An 18,345-nucleotide genomic window follows, 5' to 3' on the forward strand; every position below is an offset into this window, starting at 1 on the left:
TCAAAGCGTCACACGGCCGGGATCCATTCCCGGCTCCCGGCCGCGCGTGCCCGCGTCAGTCCCGGTTCTCGTCCGGCTGCTGCTCGGTGTCCGGGCGGATGTCGATGCGCCAGCCGGTCAGCCGGGCGGCGAGGCGGGCGTTCTGCCCCTCCTTGCCGATCGCCAGCGAGAGCTGGTAGTCCGGGACCGTCACCCGCGCGGAGCGGGCGGCGAGGTCCACGACCTCGACCTTGGACACCCGGGCCGGGGACAGCGCGTTCGCCACCATGTCGGCCGGGTCGTCCGACCAGTCGACGATGTCGATCTTCTCGCCGTTCAGCTCGGCCATGACATTGCGCACCCGGCCGCCCATGGGGCCGATGCAGGCGCCCTTGGCGTTCAGTCCGGAGCGCGTGGAGCGCACCGCGATCTTGGTGCGGTGACCGGCCTCACGGGCGATGGCGGCGATCTCGACGGAACCGTCGGCGATCTCCGGCACCTCCAGGGCGAACAGCTTCTTCACCAGGGCGGGGTGCGTACGGGACAGGGTCACCGACGGGCCGCGTACGCCCTTGGCGACCCGGACGACGTACGAGCGCAGGCGGGTGCCGTGCTGGTACTGCTCGCCGGGCACCTGCTCCTGCACCGGCAGGATGGCCTCCATCTTGCCGATGTCGACCATCACGTTCTTCGGGTCGCGGCCCTGCTGGACGACGCCCGTGACGATGTCGCCCTCCCGGCCGGCGTACTCGCCGAGGGTCGCGTCGTCCTCGGCGTCCCGCAGTCGCTGCAGGATCACCTGCTTGGCGGTGGTGGCGGCGATACGGCCGAATCCCGACGGTGTGTCGTCGAATTCGCGTGCCTCCTGCCCCTCCTCCAGATCGGCCGGGTCCTCCTTCGCCCACACGGTCACGTGACCGCTCTCCCGGTCGAGCTCCACGCGCGCGTGGCGGCGGCTTCCGTCGGTGCGGTGGTAGGCGATGAGGAGGGCCGACTCGATCGCTGCGACCAGCAGGTCGAAGGAGATCTCCTTCTCCCGTACCAGGCCCCGCAGGGCACTCATGTCGATGTCCACGGCTACGCCTCCTCTGCGTTCTCTTCGTTCTGGTCGTTCTGGTCGTTCTTGCTCTTGCGGTTGAACTCGACCTGGACGCGCGCCTTGGCGACGTCCGAGAAGGCGAGCCGCCTGGCGGTGGGCTTGCGCCCCTTCACGCCGGGCACCTCGACGTCGATGCCGTCCTCGTCGACCGCCAGGATCCGGGCGACCACCTCGTCGTCCCCGGCCAGCTGGAACCTCACGAGCCGGTCGACGGCGCGCACGTAGTGACGGTGCTCCTTGAGCTCGCGCTCGGCACCGGGGGTCCCGACCTCGAGGGTGTACTCGCCCTCGCCCATCGCGTCCGTCTCGTCGAGCTTCGCCGAGAGCGCGCGGCTCACATCGGCGATCTGGTCCAGGTCGGCACCGGCGTCCGAGTCGACGACCACACGCAGCACGCGCTTGCGCCCGACCGAGTCCACTGCGATCTCCTCGAGATCGAGTCCCTGAGAGCCGACGAGCGGTTCCAGCAGTTCTCGCAGCCTCTCGCTCTGGGTGGTGCTCATCCGGGTGACTCCTCGGCCGCGTGTGCTGTTGTGGGTAGGTCGCGTGTCAGGTCAAAGGGTATCCGGTCGCAAGGGGTGTTGCCGTCCACCGTGGCGGGGCGGGACGCGACGCCCGGCCGCGGGAGAGCCGCTGGCGGACGCCGGGCCGGTGCGCGGGTACCGTGATCGCGGGCGTGCCGCCCTCCCTGTCGTTCGAGCCTGCCGAGGACGTCTGCCGTGCCGTTCACCCTGCCGCCGCGCACCCCGCCGGGGCCGCGCCGAAGGAGCCTGCTCGCGTCGGCCGCGGGCGCTCTCGCGCTCGCGGGCTGCTCCGCTCCCGAGTCCGACTCCGACACCACCGGCTCGAAACGGTCCGCGAGCGACCGGGCACGCGCGCGTGCGGCCCGCGACAGCGAGACGCTCGCCGCGCGCTACACCGCCGTGATCGCCGCCCATCCGCCGCTGGCCGCCCGGCTGGACCCGCTGCGCGCCGAGGTCCTGCGCCACGCGAAGGCGTTCACGACCGGCCTGCGCACCTCGGCCACCCCCTCGGCGTCCGCGTCCCGGTCCGGCGCCGCGGCTCCCTCCGCGAGCGCCTCCGCGGCCGTGCCGGAGCGGGAGAAGGACGCGCTGGCCGAGCTGGCGGCGACGGAGCGCACCCTGGCCGACAAGCGCGCCAGGGACCTGCTGGAACTGCCGGGAGAGACGGCCAGGCTGCTGGCGTCGGTCGCGGCGGCCGGGGCGGCGCACGCCTATCTGTTGACGGAGGACGGCAAGTGAGCACGCCGGGCAGTGGGGACGGGACCGCGAAGGCGGCCGAGCTGAAGGCCCTGCAGGCCGCGCTGGGCGCCGAGCACGCCGCCGTGTACGGGTACGGCGTGGTGGGCGGCCGCATCGCCGGGGAGCGCCGGGACGAGGCGCGGGCGGCGTACGACGCGCACCGGGCCCGGCGCGACGAGCTGGAGCGCCTCGTGCGCGACCTGGACGGCCGGCCGGTGGCCGCGGCGGCCGCCTACGCGCTGCCGTTCGCCGTGCCGGACTCGGCGGCGGCCGTGCGGCTGGCCGCCGAGCTGGAGGAGCGCGTGGCGGGCGTCTACGGCGACCTGGTGCGGGCCGCCGAGGGGGCGCGGCGGCGCACCGCCGCGGACGCGCTCAGGGAGGCGGCGGTGCGGGCGGTGCGCTGGCGCGGCGAGAGCGTAGCCTTCCCTGGTCTCGCCGAGCGGGCGGCCGGCCCCTCCGCCGCGGCGAGTCCACCGGCATAGGGCGACCTGGAAGGAACTCCTCGCGCATGGCTTTCGAACCGCCGCAGCGCCTCGTGCGGGCGCTCGGCGAGACGCGGCGGAACGGGACCGACGGGGCCGCCGAGTGGCTGGAGAAGCTGCCCGAGCAGGTCCATCAGGCCACCGTTCTACGCGAGTTGACGGTCGAGCGGGTGCAGGCTCCCGGTGGCCGCAGCAGTCTGGTCGTCATGGTCCGGCAGGTGGACGGGACGCCCGCCGTGCTGAAGCTGGCACCCGACCGGGCCCGCCCCGAGCACGAACGGGCGGCGCTGGCGCACTGGGACGGCTTCGGGGCCGTACAGCTCCTCAATCCCGGGGACACTCCCGGGGTGCTGCTGCTGGAGCGGCTGCACCCGGAGGTGTCGGTGCGCTCGCTGCCCGAGGCGAAGGCGCTGCTGGAGGCCGCCGGGACCCTGCGGCGGCTGTGGGTCGAACCGCCCGCCGGCCATGTCTTCGAGACGGTGGCCGAGCGCACCGGGCGGCAGGCCGAGGCGATGCGGGCGGGCGCCGACGCCGAGACGGGGCCGCTGGTGGAGGCGGCGCTCGCGGCGCGCGAGGAATTGCTCGCCGGCCCTCCCGAGGAGCGGCTGCTGCACGGCACGTTCCGGCAGAGCAAGGTGCTGGCCGGGGAGCGGCTGCCGTGGCTGGCCGTGGGCCCCGATCCGGTGGTGGGCGAATGCGCCTTCGACCTGGCCCGGCTGGTCCGGGACCGGGTGGAGGACCTGATCGGCTCGCCGTCGGGCGCGTCGATCACCCGCCGCCGGGTGAAGCGGCTGGCCGAGTCGCTGGACCTGGACCAGGAGCGGCTGCGCGGCTGGACCCTTTTCCGGGCGGTCGAGTCGGGCGTACGGGCCCGGCGCGTCGGGCGGGCGCAGGACGCGGAGCTGCTGCTGGAGTTCGCGGGCTGGCTCTGAGCGGCGCACGGCGGCCCCGCGAAGGCGTTCCTTCGCGGGGCCGTGGTGCGGACCTGGGGCCGGTGACTAGGCCGACAGGCGGGCGATCGCCTCGTCGACGGTGAGCTCCTCGCGCTCGCCGGTGCGGCGGTCCTTGAGCTCCAGGACGCCCTCGGCGGAGCGCCGGCCTGCGACCAGGATCTTCGGTACGCCGATGAGCTCGGCGTCCGTGAACTTAACGCCCGGCGAGACGCCGGCCCGGTCGTCCACCAGGACCCGCACGCCCGCCGCGCCCAGCTTCTCGGCGACGTCGAGGGCCAGTTCGGTCTGCAGGGCCTTGCCTGCGGCGACGACGTGGACGTCGGCCGGGGCGATCTCCTTGGGCCAGCACAGGCCCTGCTCGTCCGCCGACTGCTCCGCGAGCGCGGCCACGGCGCGCGAGACGCCGATGCCGTAGGAGCCCATGGTCACGCGGACCGGCTTGCCCTGCTGGCCGAGGACGTCGAGCTGGAAGGTGTCCGCGTACTTGCGGCCCAGCTGGAAGATGTGGCCGATCTCGATGGCGCGGTCCAGCTTCAGGCCGGTGCCGCACTTCGGGCAGGGGTCGCCCTCCTGGACGACGACGACGTCGAGGTAGTCGTCCACCTCGAAGTCGCGGCCGGCGACGACGTTCTTCGCGTGCTTGTCCGCCTTGTTGGCGCCGGTGATCCAGGCGGTGCCGGGGGCGACCCGCGGGTCGGCGATGTAGCGGACCTTGTCCAGGCCCTGTGGGCCGACGTAACCCCGTACGAGGTCGTCGCGGCCCTCGAAGTCCTCGGCCGTCACCAGCTCCACGACGGCGGGGGCGAGGTGCTCGCCCAGCTTGCCGAGGTCGACCTCGCGGTCACCGGGGACGCCGACGGCGACGATCTCGCCGTCGACCTTGACCAGCAGGTTCTTCAGGGTGGCGGAGGCGGGGACGCCGAGGTGCTCGGCGAGCGTCTCGATGGTCGGGGTGTCGGGGGTGTCCAGCTCCTCGACCGGGCCGTGCTCCGCGGAGACGGGGGCGAGGGCGAAGGTGACCGCCTCGGTGTTGGCCGCGTAGTCGCAGTTCGGGCAGTCGACGAAGGTGTCCTCGCCGGCGGCGGCGGGGGCGAGGAACTCCTCGGAGGCCGAGCCGCCCATCGCGCCGGAGACGGCGGAGACGATGCGGTAGTCCAGGCCCAGGCGCTCGAAGATCTTCTGGTACGCGGCGCGGTGCAGCGCGTACGACTGGGCGAGGCCCTCGTCGGTGGTGTCGAAGGAGTACGAGTCCTTCATCTGGAACTCGCGGCCGCGCAGCACACCGGAGCGCGGACGGGCCTCGTCGCGGTACTTCGTCTGGATCTGGTAGAGCATGACCGGCAGGTCCTTGTAGGACGTGCACTGGTCCTTGACGACCAGGGTGAAGATCTCCTCGTGGGTCGGGCCGAGGAGGTAGTCGCCGCCCTTGCGGTCCTTGAGGCGGAACAGCAGGTCGCCGTACTCCTCCCAGCGGCCGGACGCCTCGTAGGGCTCCTTGGGCAGCAGGGCCGGCAGCAGCACCTCCTGGGCGCCGATCGCGTCCATCTCCTCGCGCACCACGCGGGAGATGTTGTCGAGGACCTTCTTGCCCAGCGGCAGCCAGGTCCAGATGCCTGCGGAGTTGCGGCGCACGTAGCCGGCGCGGACGAGCAGCTTGTGGCTGAGCGTCTCGGCGTCCGCCGGGTCGTCACGCAGTGTCTTGACCATCAAACGGGACATGCGCTGGACCTGGGCCATGATTCTCGACTCCTGCTGCGTAAGGGTGATGGCAAGGAGGTTAGCCGGGCGGTACGGGACGGTGGAAATCGGATTACGCGGGCGACGCCCGGCCTGCGCCTTTCAGCGGTGCCGCAGCGGCAGCGGAGCGCCCATCACCGCGTACGGTTTCGGGGCGCTCGGGAAGAGGACCCGGCGGGCCAGGTCCTCGTAGCCGAGCGAGCGGTAGAGGCCGCGGGCGGGGCTCTCGGTGTCGATCGCGGAGAGGATGGAGCGGGGCTCGGCGGCGCCGTCGGTGATGGTGGTGATCAGGGCCCGGCCGACGCCCCGGTTCTGGTGGTCCGGGTGGACGTGCAGTTCGGTGATCACGAAGGAGTTGTCGAGCCAGCCGTCCTGACCCTGTTCGCGCAGGTACGGCTCCACGACGGTGGACCACCAGTGGGTGCGGTCGTTGGGCATGCCGTAGACGAAGCCGACGAGCCGTCCGTCGGCAGTGGTGGCGCCGAGGGCGCGGGCTCCGGGGTAGACGAGGTGCCGCAGCACGATCTGCCGTCGTACGGCGATCTCGTCGGCGCCGAGTCCGAAGGCGAGGGCCTGCACGGCGAGCGCCTCGTCGACCCGCGCGGCGAGATCCAGCGGACCGATGACCACGTCGTCCGGGCTGTGGGGACCCTGACCGGGAAAGCGCAGCATGCCGGGGAGACTACAGGCAGCCCCGGGCTGTCAGAACAGCACACTCATGAAGGCCCCGACCTCCTGGAATCCCACGCGCCGGTACGTCGCCCGGGCGGCGGTGTTGAAGTCGTTGACGTAGAGGCTGACGACGGGGGCGACGTCGGCGAGCGCGAAGCGCAGCACGGCCGCCATGCCGGGCGCGGCGTGTCCCCGTCCCCGGTACTCGGGGGCGACCCAGACGCCCTGGATCTGGCAGGCGTGCTCGGTGGCGGCGCCGATCTCGGCCTTGAAGACGACCTTGCCGTCCTCGTCCAGGCGGGCGAACGAGCGTCCGGAGCCGACGAGTTCGGCGACCCTGGCCTGGTAGAGGAGCCCGCCGTCGCCGGCCATCGGGGAGACCCCGACCTCCTCGGTGAACATCGCCACGCACGCCGGCATGATCGTGTCCATCTCGTCCTTGCGGATGCGGCGGACGTACGGATCGGGGGCGATGTCGTCGGGGAGGCGGTCGGTGACCATCAGCGGCTGGTTGGCGCGGACCTCGCGGGCGGGGCCCCAGTTGGGCTCCAGCAGACGCCACAGCTGGGTGGTGGGTTCGGCGGGGCCGACGATGGAGGAGCAGCGGCGGCCGGCGCGGCGGGCCCGGTCGGCGAAGGCGCGTACGGCGCGCGGGGTGGCGCAGATAGGGACGAGGTTGGCGCCCGCGTAGCAGAGCGAGGTCAGCATGCCGTCCTCGTACCAGCCCCACATCTCGCCGCCGAGGCGCCAGGGGTCGAGGCCGGCGACCTTGACCCGGGAGGCCACGAAGGCGTTCGACACCGGCTCGCTGTCGAGGACGGCGAGCGCGGCGTCCAGGTCACTCGGTTCGAGGACCCTGGTGGTGGTCTGGGTCAACACGTGCGGGGGCCTCACCATACGGTCTGCTGATCTCCGCACTGTACCCGGCACGGGTGTGCGGCGCCGCCCGGTGTCCCGACCCCGGGGCGCTGCCCGGTGCCGGGCGGAACGGGGCCCGGGGGCGTGGGCCCCCGGGGCGTGGGACGGGTGGGGCGAGCGGGGTGGGTGGTCAGCCCGCGACCGAGACGGAGGGCTCGCCGGAGGCGATGCCGTCGGCCTCCATCTGCTCGGCGAGCTTCATCGCCTCTTCGATGAGGGTCTCGACGATCTTCGACTCGGGCACGGTCTTGATGACCTCGCCCTTGACGAAGATCTGGCCCTTGCCGTTGCCGGAGGCGACGCCGAGGTCGGCCTCGCGGGCCTCGCCGGGGCCGTTGACGACGCAGCCCATGACGGCGACGCGCAGCGGGACCTCCATGCCGGTGAGGCCCGCCGTGACCTCCTCGGCCAGCTTGTAGACGTCGACCTGGGCACGGCCGCAGGACGGGCAGGAGACGATCTCCAGGCCGCGCTGCTTGAGGTTGAGGGACTCCAGGATCTGGAGGCCGACCTTGACCTCCTCGGCCGGCGGGGCCGACAGCGAGACGCGGATGGTGTCGCCGATGCCCTCGGACAGCAGCGCCCCGAAGGCGACCGCCGACTTGATGGTGCCCTGGAACGCCGGCCCGGCCTCGGTCACGCCGAGGTGCAGCGGGTAGTCGCAGGCGGCGGCGAGCTGCCGGTAGGCGTTGACCATGACCACGGGGTCGTTGTGCTTGACCGAGATCTTGATGTCGCGGAAGTCGTGCTCCTCGAAGAGGGACGCCTCCCACAGCGCCGACTCCACGAGCGCCTCTGGCGTCGCCTTGCCGTACTTCTGGAGCAGACGCTTGTCGAGCGAGCCCGCGTTCACGCCGATCCGGATCGGGGTGCCCGTGTCCTTCGCGGCCCGCGCGATCTCCTTCACCTGGTCGTCGAACTGCTTGATGTTCCCCGGGTTCACCCGTACCGCCGCGCAGCCGGCATTGATCGCCGCGAACACGTACTTCGGCTGGAAGTGGATGTCCGCGATCACCGGGATCTGCGACTTGCGGGCGATCGTCGCCAGCGCGTCCGCGTCGTCCTGCGTCGGACACGCGACCCGCACGATCTGGCAGCCCGACGCGGTCAGCTCCGCGATCTGCTGCAACGTGGCACCGATGTCCGACGTACGCGTCGTCGTCATCGACTGCACCGACACGGGTGCGTCTCCGCCCACGGCCACGGTTCCGACCTGGATCTGCCGGCTCTTCCGGCGCTCGGCGAGCTTGGTCGGAACGGACGGCATACCGAGAGAAATCGCAGTCATCTGCTGTGCAACCCCAAGTGATGGATCAAGGTCCCGGGACAGTGGGCTCCAGGCAACGAGATTACGGCACGGGCTCCCGGCGGAGCACATCCCGGGCGTAAACCCACTCAATGGTGATGGCCGGGCACACACCGTGCCCGGCCATCGTGAACGACTCGCCTCAGGAGATTCTCACCGGGTTGACGACGTCCGCGATCAGCACCAGGAGCGTGAAGCAGACGAAGATGCCGGCCACCACGTAGGCGACGGGCATCAGCTTCGCCACGTCGAACGGGCCCGGGTCGGGCCGGCGCAGCACCTTCGCGGCGGTCCTGCGCAGCGACTCCCACAGCGCGCCCGCGATGTGCCCGCCGTCGAGGGGCAGCAGCGGGAGCATGTTGAACAGGAAGAGGGAGAGGTTGAAGCCGGCGACCAGGAACAGCATCATCGCGATCTGCTGGGAGGCCGGGATGTCGAGGGTGAAGACGTCACCGCCGACCCGGGCCGCGCCGACCACGCCCATGGGCGAGTCCGCCTCGCGCGGGCCGTCCCCGAAGGCCGCGTCCCACAGGGCGGGGACCTTGCCGGGCAGCGAGATCAGCGACTCGACGCCGTTCTGCATCATGTCGCCCATGCGGTCCACGGACTCGCCGAAGGACTGCTCGACGATCCCGGAGGCGGGCGTGAAGCCGAGGAAGCCCGCGTAGACGTACTTGCCCTGGACGTAGCCGCCGTTGCCGTCGGTCTTGCTGACCTGGTTCCTGATCAGGTGGGCGGTCAGGTCGAGGCGCTCGCCCTTGCGGTCGACGGTGAGCGTGACGTCCTCGCCGGGGTTGGCGCGGATGTCGGACTGCAGGCTCGACCAGTCCTCGACCGGCTTGCCGTCGAACGCGACGATCTTGTCGCCGAGCTTGAGCCCGGCGGCCTTGGCGGGCGCGGGCTGGTCGCCCTTCTCGCACTTCGTGCGGTTCTCGCTCTGCTGGATGACGCAGTCGGAGACCCGGCCGACGGTGGTGGTCTGGGTGTTGATGCCGAACGTCATCATCACGCCGAGGAAGATCGCGACGGCGAGGATCAGGTTCATGAAGGGGCCCGCGAACATCACGATGACCCGCTTCCACGGCTTGCGCGTGTAGAAGAGGCGGGTCTCGTCGCCCGGCTTGAGCTCCTCGAACGCGGCCGACCTGGCGTCCTCGATCATGCCGCGGAAGGGGGAGGTGGAGCGGGCCTCGATCTTGCCGTCGGGGCCGGGCGGGAACATCCCGATCATGCGGATGTAGCCGCCGAGCGGGATGGCCTTGACGCCGTACTCCGTCTCGCCCTTCTTGCGCGACCAGACGGTCGGGCCGAAACCGACCATGTACTGCGGCACGCGGATGCCGAAGAGCTTGGCCGTCGACAGATGCCCCAGCTCGTGCCAGGCGATCGAGATGAGCAGGCCGACCGCGAAGACGACTATGCCGAGGATCATCATCAGGGTCGTCATGCACGGGCCTCCGCGGTCGTGTGCGCTGTCGTCTCGGTCAGCTCACGGGCCCGGGCGCGCGCCCAGGTCTCCGCTTCGAGGACGTCCGCGACGGTCAGGGAAGTTCCCGTACGCGGGGTGCCGTGTTCCTCGACCACTCGCGTGACGGTCTCCATGATCCCGTTGAACGGCAGCGCGCCGTTCAGGAACGCGTCGACGCACTCCTCGTTGGCGGCATTGAACACCGCCGGGGCCGTGCCCGCGAGCTGTCCCACGTGCCGGGCGAGTCCCACGGACGGGAAGGCCTCGGTGTCGAGCGGGAAGAACTCCCAGTTCGACGCCTTGGTCCAGTCGAAGGCGGGCGCCGCGTCCGGGACGCGCTCGGGCCAGCCGAGCCCGATGGCGATCGGCCCGCGCATGTCGGGGGGCGTCGCCTGGGCCAGCGTGGATCCATCGGTGAACTCGACCATCGAGTGAACATACGACTGCGGGTGCACCACCACCTCAATCCGTTCGAAGGGAATGTCGTAGAGGAGGTGCGCCTCGATGACTTCCAGGCCCTTGTTGACGAGGGTCGCGGAGTTCACCGTGATGACGGGTCCCATGGCCCAGGTGGGGTGCGCCAGCGCGTCCGCGGGGGTCACGTCCGCCAGCTCGGACTTCGTACGCCCCCGGAACGGGCCACCGGAGGCGGTCACGACGAGTTTGCGCACGTCGGCCCGGGTGCCGCCGGCGAGCGCCTGGAACAGGGCCGCGTGCTCGGAGTCGACGGGGATGATCTGCCCCGGTTTGGCCAGGGCCTTCACCAGCGGGCCGCCGACGATGAGCGACTCCTTGTTGGCCAGCGCCAGGGTGCGGCCGGCCTCCAGGGCGGCCAGGGTCGGCGCGAGGCCGATGGAGCCGGTGATGCCGTTGAGCACGGTGTGGCAGTCGGAGGCGGCGACCCGGGTGGCCGCGTCGGGTCCCGCGAGGATCTCGGGGATCCGCTCCCCCGCTCCGAACTGTGCCGACAGCGCCTCGCGCAGCGCCGGGACGACGTCCTCGCGGGCTACGGCGACCGTGCCGACGCGCAGGCGGTGGGCCTGCTCCGCGAGCAGTCCGACCCTCCCGCCGGCGGCGGAGAGCGCGGTGACCCGGAAGCGGCCGGGATTGCGCAGCACGAGGTCGATGGCCTGGGTGCCGATCGAGCCGGTGGATCCGAGGATCACGACATCCCGGACCCCGTCCACGGGGTCGAAAACGAGATGCGGATCAGCGAGGGGGACTGGACTGTCGCTCATCCCCCCATTGTTGCCGCAACGCGCGTCCGGCAGGACAGGGCGTCCCCACTCCTGGTCCTTTTAGCACTCCTGGGGACCGGATGGGGTGACAACGGCCTTTCGGCGGACGGTACGCCCATCGCATGAGCACACTGCTCCCCTGGCCGGTGGACGACCGGCCGGAAAACCACCCTGGGGGGTCCTCATGCGCGTTCGCGCTGTCCTGCCCGCGCTCGTCGGCGCCATGGCTCTGACCGGCACGTTCCTCGCCACCACTCCGGCCCACGCGGCCGGCAGTGTCTTCATCTACGAGGTGTACTACGACAGCCCCGGCTCTGACGGCGGCTCGAACTCGTCGCTGAACGCCGAGTGGGTCCGGATCAAGAACACCACCTCATCCGCGGTCTCCCTGAAGAACTGGACGCTCAAGGACGAGACCGGCTACACCTACACCTTCGGCGACGTGAAGGTCGGCGCGGGGCACAGCAAGAAGGTCCACACCGGGTCCGGTACGAACAACGCGTACGACAAGTACTGGGGGCGTTCCTGGTACGTGTGGAACAACACCGGCGACACGGCCCGGCTCTCCAAGGCGAGCGGCACGCGGGTCGACTCGTGCTCCTGGTCCTCGCGCGGCGCGGGCTACAAGTACTGCTGAGCCGGCCCCGGCGCCCGCGTCCGCGCCCGTCCGCCGTCCCGCTCCCCGACGGGCGGGCGGGGGAACGGCGGAGGGGACGGACGCGGCTCGGGGGGCGGGGGTCAGCGGATGGGGCGGTGGACGTTCTTGTGCCGGCTCGGACCCGGACTCGCGTCCGCGATCCACGGGCCTTCGCCCGAGGGGTCGACGACGCCGTGCTCCAGCCACTCGTACGTGCCGGAGAGGACGCCCTTGACCACGGTGTGGTCGAGATCGTCGGTGTTGTTCCAGAGGCGCCCGAAGAGTTCCTCGACGCGGATGCGGGACTGGCGGCAGAAGACGTCGGCCAGCTGGTAGGCCTCCCGGCCGTGGTCCTCGGTGGTGCGCAGGAGTTCGGCGCGCACGCAGGCCGCGCTCATCGCGAAGAGCTCGGCGCCGATGTCGACGATCCGGCCGAGGAAGCCCTGCTTCGTCTCCATGCGCCCCTGCCAGCGGGACATGGCGTAGAAGGTGGAGCGGGCGAGCTTGCGGGCCGTTCGCTCGACATAGCGCAGGTGCCCGGAGAGGTCGACCTCGCGCTTGAACTCGCTGTAGGAGTTCGGCAGTTGTCCCGGTCCCGCGACGAGCTTGGGCAGCCACTTGGCGTAGAAGACGCCCGCGCCCGCGCCCGCCTTCGCCTTGTCGGACAGGGACTTGTCGGGGTCGATCAGGTCCCCGGCGACCTTCAGGTGGGCGTCGACCGCCTCACGGGCGATCAGCAGGTGCATGATCTCCGTGGAGCCCTCGAAGATGCGGTTGATGCGCAGGTCGCGCAGGATCTGCTCGGCGGGGACCGCGCGTTCGCCGCGGGCAGCCAGCGACTCGGCGGTCTCGAAGCCGCGGCCGCCGCGGATCTGGACCAGCTCGTCGGCCATCAGGCAGGCCATCTCCGAGCCGTACAGCTTGGCGAGGGCGGCCTCGATGCGGATGTCGTTGCGGTCCTCGTCGGCCATCTGGGACGACAGGTCGAGGACCGCCTCCAAGGCGAACGTCGTCGCCGCGATGAAGGAGATCTTCGCCCCGACCGCCTCGTGGAACGCGACCGGCTTGCCCCACTGCTCGCGGGCCGCCGACCACTCGCGGGCGATCTTCAGACACCACTTGCCGGCGCCCACGCACATGGCGGGCAGCGACAGCCGCCCGGTGTTGAGCGTGGTCAGGGCGATCTTCAGGCCGGCCCCCTCGGGACCGATCCGGTTCGCGGCCGGCACCCGGACCCCGTGGAAGCGGGTCACACCGTTCTCCAGTCCGCGCAGCCCCATGAAGGCGTTGCGGTGCTCGACGGTGACGCCCTCGGACGCGGCCTCCACGACGAACGCGGTGATGCCGCCCTTGTGGCCCTCCGACTTCGGCACGCGTGCCATCACGACGAGCAGGTCCGCGACGACGCCGTTGGTCGTCCAGAGCTTCACGCCGTCCAGGACGTAGTCGTCCCCGTCCGGGACGGCCGTCGTGGCCAGCCGGGCCGGGTCGGAGCCGACGTCGGGCTCGGTGAGGAGGAACGCGGTGATGTCCGTGCGCGCGCAGCGCGGCAGGAACGCGTCCTTCTGCTCCTGGGTGCCGAAGATCTTCAGCGGCTGCGGTACGCCGATGGACTGGTGCGCGGACAGCAGGGCTCCGATGGCGGGGCTCGCGGAGCCGACCAGGGCGAGCGCCTTGTTGTAGTAGACCTGCGTGAGGCCGAGGCCCCCGTACTTGGTGTCGATCTTCATGCCGAGGGCGCCGAGCTCCTTGAGCCCGTTGATGACCTCGTCGGGGATCTGCGCCTCCCGCTCGATCCGGGCCGAGTCGATCTTCGTCTCGCAGAAGTCGCGCAGTTTGGCGAGGAACTCCTCGCCGCGCTGTGCCGCCTCGTCGGACGGCATGGGATGCGGATGGATCAGATCGAGCCGGAAGCGGCCGAGGAACAGTTCCTTGGCGAAGCTGGGCTTGCGCCAGTCCTGTTCGCGCGCGGCCTCCGCGACCTGTCGGGCCTCACGTTCGGTGACTGTGGGCTGGTGGGGTGTTGCGGACAAGAGGCTCACCTCGCCGCGAATAGGGATCTTGGGGCTGTTCGTTACCGACCGGTGCTACCCGATCGTATGTACCCGATCCGCACCGGCCCCACCAGTCCTGGCGCAGCGTTCGGCCCAATGCGCGTCCGCCCCCAGGGGGGCGCCGGCCGGTCCGGGAGAAGGGGGGCGGGGTGTTGCGTCGGGGCTCCTTGCCGGGGGACCGTCTGGGGCACGCCCTCGGCGCCCGACGTACGCGGCCGAGGCCGCCGCCCGGACCGGCGGGGCGTCCGGGAGACCGTTGCGCGGGGGCGGCGAGACGTCCGGAGACTGCCGCGCGCGGGGCGCGACGGGATGTCCGGGAGCGGGCCCGTACGCGGGCCCGCGTCGGACGTCCGGGAGTGCCGTACGCGGGCGCGCGGGACGCCGGGCAGCGCGCGGTGGGGGCGCGGCCCCAGAAACGAGTCGAAGCGCTTCGACAACCTATGGACACCCATCCCCCGTCGGGCTACTGTCGTGCCACCCTCACTCGCCGTTGCCCGCAGCACGCGCTGTCGAAGCGCTTCACACAATGCTTGGAGAGCTGGATGGTCACCCTCGCCGAGGTCGCCCAGCACGCCGGAGTCTCGGCGAGCACGGTGAGCTATGTCCTCAGCGGCAAGCGGTCCATCTCCGCGGGCACCCGGCAGCGGGTCGAGCGGAGCATCCAGGAGCTCGGCTACCACCCGAACGCGGGCGCCCGGGCCCTGGCGAGCAGCCGGTCCAACATCATCGCGCTGATGATCCCGCTCCGCACGGACATGTACGTACCCGTGATGATGGAGATCGCCATCGCGGTGGCGACCACGGCCCGCACGCACGGGTACGACGTCCTGCTGCTCACCGGCGAGGAGGGCCCGGACGCCATGCGCCGGGTCACCGGCAGCGGGCTCGCCGACGCCATGATCCTGATGGACGTCGAACTCGACGACGAGCGGCTGCCGTTGCTGCGCGAGAGCGACCGGCCGGCCGTGCTCATCGGTCTGCCCGCCGACACCACCGGACTGACCTGCGTCGACCTCGACTTCGGCGCGACGGGCGCCCTCTGCGCCGAGCACCTCGCGAAGCTCGGCCACCGTGACATCGCTGTCATCGGCGAGGCACCCGCCGTCTACGAGCGGCACACGGGCTTCGCCGAGCGCACGCTCGACGGACTCCGGTCCCGCTCGCGGGAGTTGGGCCTGCGGGTGCTGCACCGCCCCTGCGAGGGCGGGTACGACGCGATGGCCGTGACCCTCGCCCGGCTCTTCGACGAACGCCCCGGCACCACGGGCTTCGTCGTGCAGAACGAGTCCGCGGTCGAACCGCTGCTCGCGCTGCTGCGCCGGCAGGGCCGCGCCGTGCCCGAGGACGTGTCCGTGATCGCGATCTGCCCGGACCAGGTCGCCACCCAGGCGTCCGTGCGGCTGACCTCGGTCGCCATCCCGGCGCAGGAGATGGGCCGGCGGGCCGTCGAGCAGCTGATCGCCAAGCTCGACGGGCACGGCGAGGACGACGTCGTCCTGCTCGCGCCGGAGCTGACCGTGCGGGCGAGCACGGGCCCCGCCGCCTCCTGACCCCACCGCCACCACGACACCTCGGCGACCTCCGCCCCGGGGCCGCCGAGGGCACCTCCGCCTCGCCCCGGCGCGCCACAGCCGTGCCGGGTCCTGTCGCCACTCCTCATCCCGGGAGCACCCCTCGTGAACCAGCCCGCCCAGAACACGCCCCAGCAGGGGGCGGTCAGCCTCGCCCAGTCCTCGCCCACGGTCGGCACGTTCCGCGAACGGGACGGCGCGCTGGAGTGGAGCGGCCGCCAGGAGACCGTGCGCGTCGAACCCTGGGGTCCCGACGCCGTCCGGGTCCGCGCCCGACTCGGCGGCCCGGTCCTGCCGGACCTGCCGGGCGCGCTGCTGGACGAGCCGCCGGCCGCCGCCGGCACCGTCAAGATCGAGGGCGGGCAGGGCCGGCTGACGGTCGGCGCGCTCACCGTCGAGGCCGACGCCGAGGGGATGCTCCGCTTCGTGCGCACCGAGGACGGCGCGGAACTCCTCGCCGAGGAGCGCGCGCACTTCTGGTGGCCGGGCCCGCGCCTCTACACCCCGACCGGGAACGGCCACCACCGCCTGGAGCAGCGGTTCGCCGCGTACGACGGCGAGAAGCTGTACGGCCTCGGACAGCACCAGCACGGGTTGCTGGACCAGAAGGGCGCGGTCCTCGACCTGGTGCAGCGCAACGCCGAGGTGACCATCCCGGTCCTCACCTCCAGCCGCGGCTACACCCTCCTGTGGAACAACCCGGCGATCGGCCGCGTCGAGCTGGCCGGCAACGGCACGCGCTGGGTGGCCGACTCCGCCCGCCAGCTCGACTACTGGATCACGGCGGGCGATCCGGCCGACGCGCAGCGCCGCTACAGCGCGGTGACCGGCCGGACGCCGATGCTGCCCGCGTGGGCGGCCGGCTTCTGGCAGTGCAAGCTGCGCTACCGCACCCAGGACGAACTGCTCGCGGTGGCACGGGAGTACAGGCGCCGGGGCCTGCCGCTGGACGTCATCGTCTGCGACTTCTTCCACTGGACGCACCTGGGCGAGTGGAAGTTCGACCCGGTGGAGTGGCCCGACCCGGCCGCGATGCGACGGGAGCTGGCCGAGCTGGGCGTCGAGCTGGTGGTGAGCGTGTGGCCGTCGGTCTCGCCGCTGTCCGAGAACCACCGGCCGATGGAGCAGCGCGGCTACTTCATCGGCACCGAGTACGGCCCGACGGCGCACGCCGACTGGCCCGACAAGGGGGTCGCCTCCACGGTCCAGGTCGCCTTCTACGACGCGACGAACCCCGAGGCCCGCGACTTCGTCTGGTCGAAGATCCGCGACCACTACCTGGAGCCGTACGGCATCAGGTCGTTCTGGCTGGACGCCTGCGAGCCGGAGCTGAAACCCGGGTTCCAGGAGAACCTGCGCTATCACGCGGGCCCGGGCCTGGAGGTCGGCAACCTGTACCCGCGCGAGAACGCCCGCACCTTCCACGAGGGCATGACCGCCGCCGGGGAGAGCGAGATCGTCACCCTCAACCGCTCGGCGTGGGCGGGCAGTCAGCGCTACGGCGCCGCCCTGTGGTCCGGCGACATCGGCACCGACTTCGCCACCCTGCGCCGCCAGATCGCGGCCGGCCTGAACACGTCCCTGTCCGGCATCCCGTGGTGGAACACCGACATCGGCGGCTTCCACGGCGGCGACCCGGACGACCCGGCGTACCGCGAGGTGATGGTCCGCTGGTTCCAGTTCGGGGCGCTGTCCCCGCTGATGCGGCTGCACGGCTTCCGCGACCCGGGGATGCCGCTCGGCCCGGAGATGACCGGCGGTCCCAACGAGGTCTGGTCGTACGGCGAGGAGGCCGGCGCGATCATGGAGAAGTACCTGCGGCTGCGCGAGCGGCTGAAGCCGTACGTGCTGGACGTCATGCGGGAGGCCCACGAGGAGGGGCTGCCGGTGATGCGCCCGCTCTTCCTGGAGTTCCCGCACGACCAGGCAGCCTGGTCGGTGGACGACGCGTACCTGTTCGGCGCCGACCTGCTCGTCGCGCCGGTGCTGACGGCGGGGGCGACGGTCCGCACGGCGTACCTCCCGGCGGGCGCGCGCTGGACGGACGCGTGGACCGGCGAGGAGTACGCGGGCGGTGCCCGGGTGACGGTCGCCGCCCCGCTGGACCGCATCCCGCTGTTCCTGCGGGACGGGGCCCGGCTGCCGGTGGCGCCGTAGCCCTCGCGGACGCGTGCGGCCGGCCCCGGGGAGGGACCGGCCGCACGTCACTGCCTGGGTCAACTGCTGCTGACGGTCAGGTTGTTGGTGGTGAAGTTCAGACCGCCGGACGAGGACGTGATCTCGTAGCCGAACTGGACGTCACCGATGGTCTCGTTCCCGAACCAGTGCTTGGTGTCCTTGATCCACTTGAGGATCGGCAGGATGTTCACCGTGCCCGACGACGAGTCCGAGGTGCGCAGGAACGAGAAGACCTCGTTGGCGCCGTTGCTGCCCTTGTAGACGGTCCAGGTGTGGCCGCCGAGGGTGACGTCGCCCTGCGAGGTGCCGAGGGGGCCGACGGCGCCGTTGTAGTTGACCCAGAGCATGATCTCGTAGTCGTGGTCGGTGTCCCAGATGTCGTACGAGGTGTTGTAGGCGCCGGACGACGGGACCGAGACGTTGTAGCCGCTGCTCAGTGAACCGAGCGAGGTGATCGGCTTGTTGATCACCTTCTTGGCGTTGGGGTACGACTTGATGCCGCCGGTGTCGGGGTGGTTGGCGTTGACGCCCCAGTTGGTGCCGGAGTTGGCCCAGACGCACTGCGAACCGGCGCCGGAACCCCAGATGTTGTTGTAGAGGGTGTAGCCGTTCAGCGAGGTGTTGCCCCACTGGTCGCAGGAGCTCCAGACGGCGGCCTGGGCGGGGGCCGAGGCGAGGCCGACGGTGGCGCCGAGGGCGAGCGCGGGCGCCAGCAGCGCCTCGGCGATCCGGCGCGGGGTACGTGATGCCATGGTGTCCCTTCCATGGGTGGGGGGAGGTTTCGGTGGTGC

General features: G+C 71.6%; 16 protein-coding genes. 6 read left to right on the forward strand and 10 right to left on the reverse strand.

The window, feature by feature from the left end; all coding sequences use genetic code 11:
• Positions 1 to 55: 55 nt before the first annotated feature.
• Both nusA and rimP read right to left on the reverse strand, forming a co-directional pair.
• Entirely contained in the window at positions 56 to 1,054 is a 999-nt protein-coding gene (nusA, locus tag ACZ4VA_RS34565) for a transcription termination factor NusA (RefSeq protein WP_355790965.1), read from the reverse strand.
• Positions 1,055 to 1,056: 2 nt separating this feature from the next.
• Entirely contained in the window at positions 1,057 to 1,581 is a 525-nt protein-coding gene (gene rimP / locus ACZ4VA_RS34570; protein ID WP_355790968.1) for a ribosome maturation factor RimP, read from the reverse strand.
• Positions 1,582 to 1,797: 216 nt separating this feature from the next.
• Here rimP and ACZ4VA_RS34575 point away from each other — a divergent pair, with 216 nt between their 5' ends.
• From ACZ4VA_RS34575 to ACZ4VA_RS34585, 3 genes are read left to right on the forward strand one after another with little or no spacing between them, the layout of a single operon-like run.
• Complete coding sequence (locus ACZ4VA_RS34575; RefSeq protein ID WP_355790971.1) at positions 1,798 to 2,340, forward strand: hypothetical protein; 543 nt, start codon at positions 1,798 to 1,800, stop codon at positions 2,338 to 2,340.
• A complete protein-coding gene (locus ACZ4VA_RS34580; protein WP_356243260.1) occupies positions 2,337 to 2,822 on the forward strand; it encodes a ferritin-like domain-containing protein in 486 nt (161 codons plus the stop codon). Before ACZ4VA_RS34575 ends, ACZ4VA_RS34580 begins: the two co-directional genes overlap by 4 nt.
• 26 nt (positions 2,823 to 2,848) lie before the next feature.
• Positions 2,849 to 3,754, forward strand: a complete 906-nt coding sequence (locus tag ACZ4VA_RS34585; RefSeq protein WP_452923586.1) for an aminoglycoside phosphotransferase family protein — start codon at positions 2,849 to 2,851, stop codon at positions 3,752 to 3,754.
• A gap of 66 nt (positions 3,755 to 3,820) precedes the next feature.
• Here the strand turns inward: ACZ4VA_RS34585 and ACZ4VA_RS34590 are convergent, their stop codons facing one another.
• From ACZ4VA_RS34590 to dxr, 6 genes are all read right to left on the reverse strand, one after another.
• Positions 3,821 to 5,512 (reverse strand): proline--tRNA ligase, encoded by a 1,692-nt coding sequence (locus ACZ4VA_RS34590; protein ID WP_355790833.1) that lies wholly within the window; start codon positions 5,510 to 5,512, stop codon positions 3,821 to 3,823.
• A 102-nt stretch (positions 5,513 to 5,614) separates the two neighbouring features.
• Positions 5,615 to 6,184, reverse strand: a complete 570-nt coding sequence (locus ACZ4VA_RS34595; RefSeq protein WP_355790830.1) for a GNAT family N-acetyltransferase — start codon at positions 6,182 to 6,184, stop codon at positions 5,615 to 5,617.
• A gap of 30 nt (positions 6,185 to 6,214) precedes the next feature.
• Positions 6,215 to 7,063 carry a GNAT family N-acetyltransferase gene (locus ACZ4VA_RS34600; protein WP_356170914.1) on the reverse strand — a complete coding sequence of 283 codons (849 nt, stop codon included), beginning with the start codon at positions 7,061 to 7,063 and terminating at the stop codon, positions 6,215 to 6,217.
• A 169-nt stretch (positions 7,064 to 7,232) separates the two neighbouring features.
• Positions 7,233 to 8,390: a flavodoxin-dependent (E)-4-hydroxy-3-methylbut-2-enyl-diphosphate synthase gene (gene ispG, locus ACZ4VA_RS34605; protein WP_095852303.1), complete on the reverse strand. Its 1,158-nt coding sequence runs from the start codon at positions 8,388 to 8,390 to the stop codon at positions 7,233 to 7,235.
• A gap of 160 nt (positions 8,391 to 8,550) precedes the next feature.
• Positions 8,551 to 9,855 (reverse strand): M50 family metallopeptidase, encoded by a 1,305-nt coding sequence (locus ACZ4VA_RS34610; protein ID WP_355781498.1) that lies wholly within the window; start codon positions 9,853 to 9,855, stop codon positions 8,551 to 8,553.
• Positions 9,852 to 11,114 (reverse strand): 1-deoxy-D-xylulose-5-phosphate reductoisomerase, encoded by a 1,263-nt coding sequence (gene dxr, locus ACZ4VA_RS34615; RefSeq protein WP_355781495.1) that lies wholly within the window; start codon positions 11,112 to 11,114, stop codon positions 9,852 to 9,854. The genes ACZ4VA_RS34610 and dxr overlap by 4 nt, the downstream gene beginning before the upstream one ends.
• A gap of 184 nt (positions 11,115 to 11,298) precedes the next feature.
• Here dxr and ACZ4VA_RS34620 point away from each other — a divergent pair, with 184 nt between their 5' ends.
• Entirely contained in the window at positions 11,299 to 11,751 is a 453-nt protein-coding gene (locus tag ACZ4VA_RS34620) for a lamin tail domain-containing protein (RefSeq protein WP_355781493.1), read from the forward strand.
• A gap of 101 nt (positions 11,752 to 11,852) precedes the next feature.
• Here ACZ4VA_RS34620 and ACZ4VA_RS34625 read toward each other — a convergent pair whose 3' ends face one another.
• A complete protein-coding gene (locus ACZ4VA_RS34625) occupies positions 11,853 to 13,793 on the reverse strand; it encodes an acyl-CoA dehydrogenase family protein (protein ID WP_355781490.1) in 1,941 nt (646 codons plus the stop codon).
• A gap of 554 nt (positions 13,794 to 14,347) precedes the next feature.
• Here ACZ4VA_RS34625 and ACZ4VA_RS34630 point away from each other — a divergent pair.
• Positions 14,348 to 15,355, forward strand: coding sequence for a LacI family DNA-binding transcriptional regulator (locus ACZ4VA_RS34630; protein ID WP_355781487.1), 1,008 nt, complete (start codon positions 14,348 to 14,350; stop codon positions 15,353 to 15,355).
• A 126-nt stretch (positions 15,356 to 15,481) separates the two neighbouring features.
• The gene (locus ACZ4VA_RS34635; protein ID WP_356170925.1) at positions 15,482 to 17,533 is read left to right on the forward strand and encodes a glycoside hydrolase family 31 protein; all 2,052 of its coding nucleotides are present in this window, start codon (positions 15,482 to 15,484) and stop codon (positions 17,531 to 17,533) included.
• Positions 17,534 to 17,592: 59 nt separating this feature from the next.
• Here the strand turns inward: ACZ4VA_RS34635 and ACZ4VA_RS34640 are convergent, their stop codons facing one another.
• Positions 17,593 to 18,306 (reverse strand): glycoside hydrolase family 12 protein, encoded by a 714-nt coding sequence (locus ACZ4VA_RS34640; RefSeq protein ID WP_355792265.1) that lies wholly within the window; start codon positions 18,304 to 18,306, stop codon positions 17,593 to 17,595.
• Between the last annotated feature and the right edge of the window lie 39 nt (positions 18,307 to 18,345).

The organism is Streptomyces sp. NPDC028308, assembly GCF_055565855.1.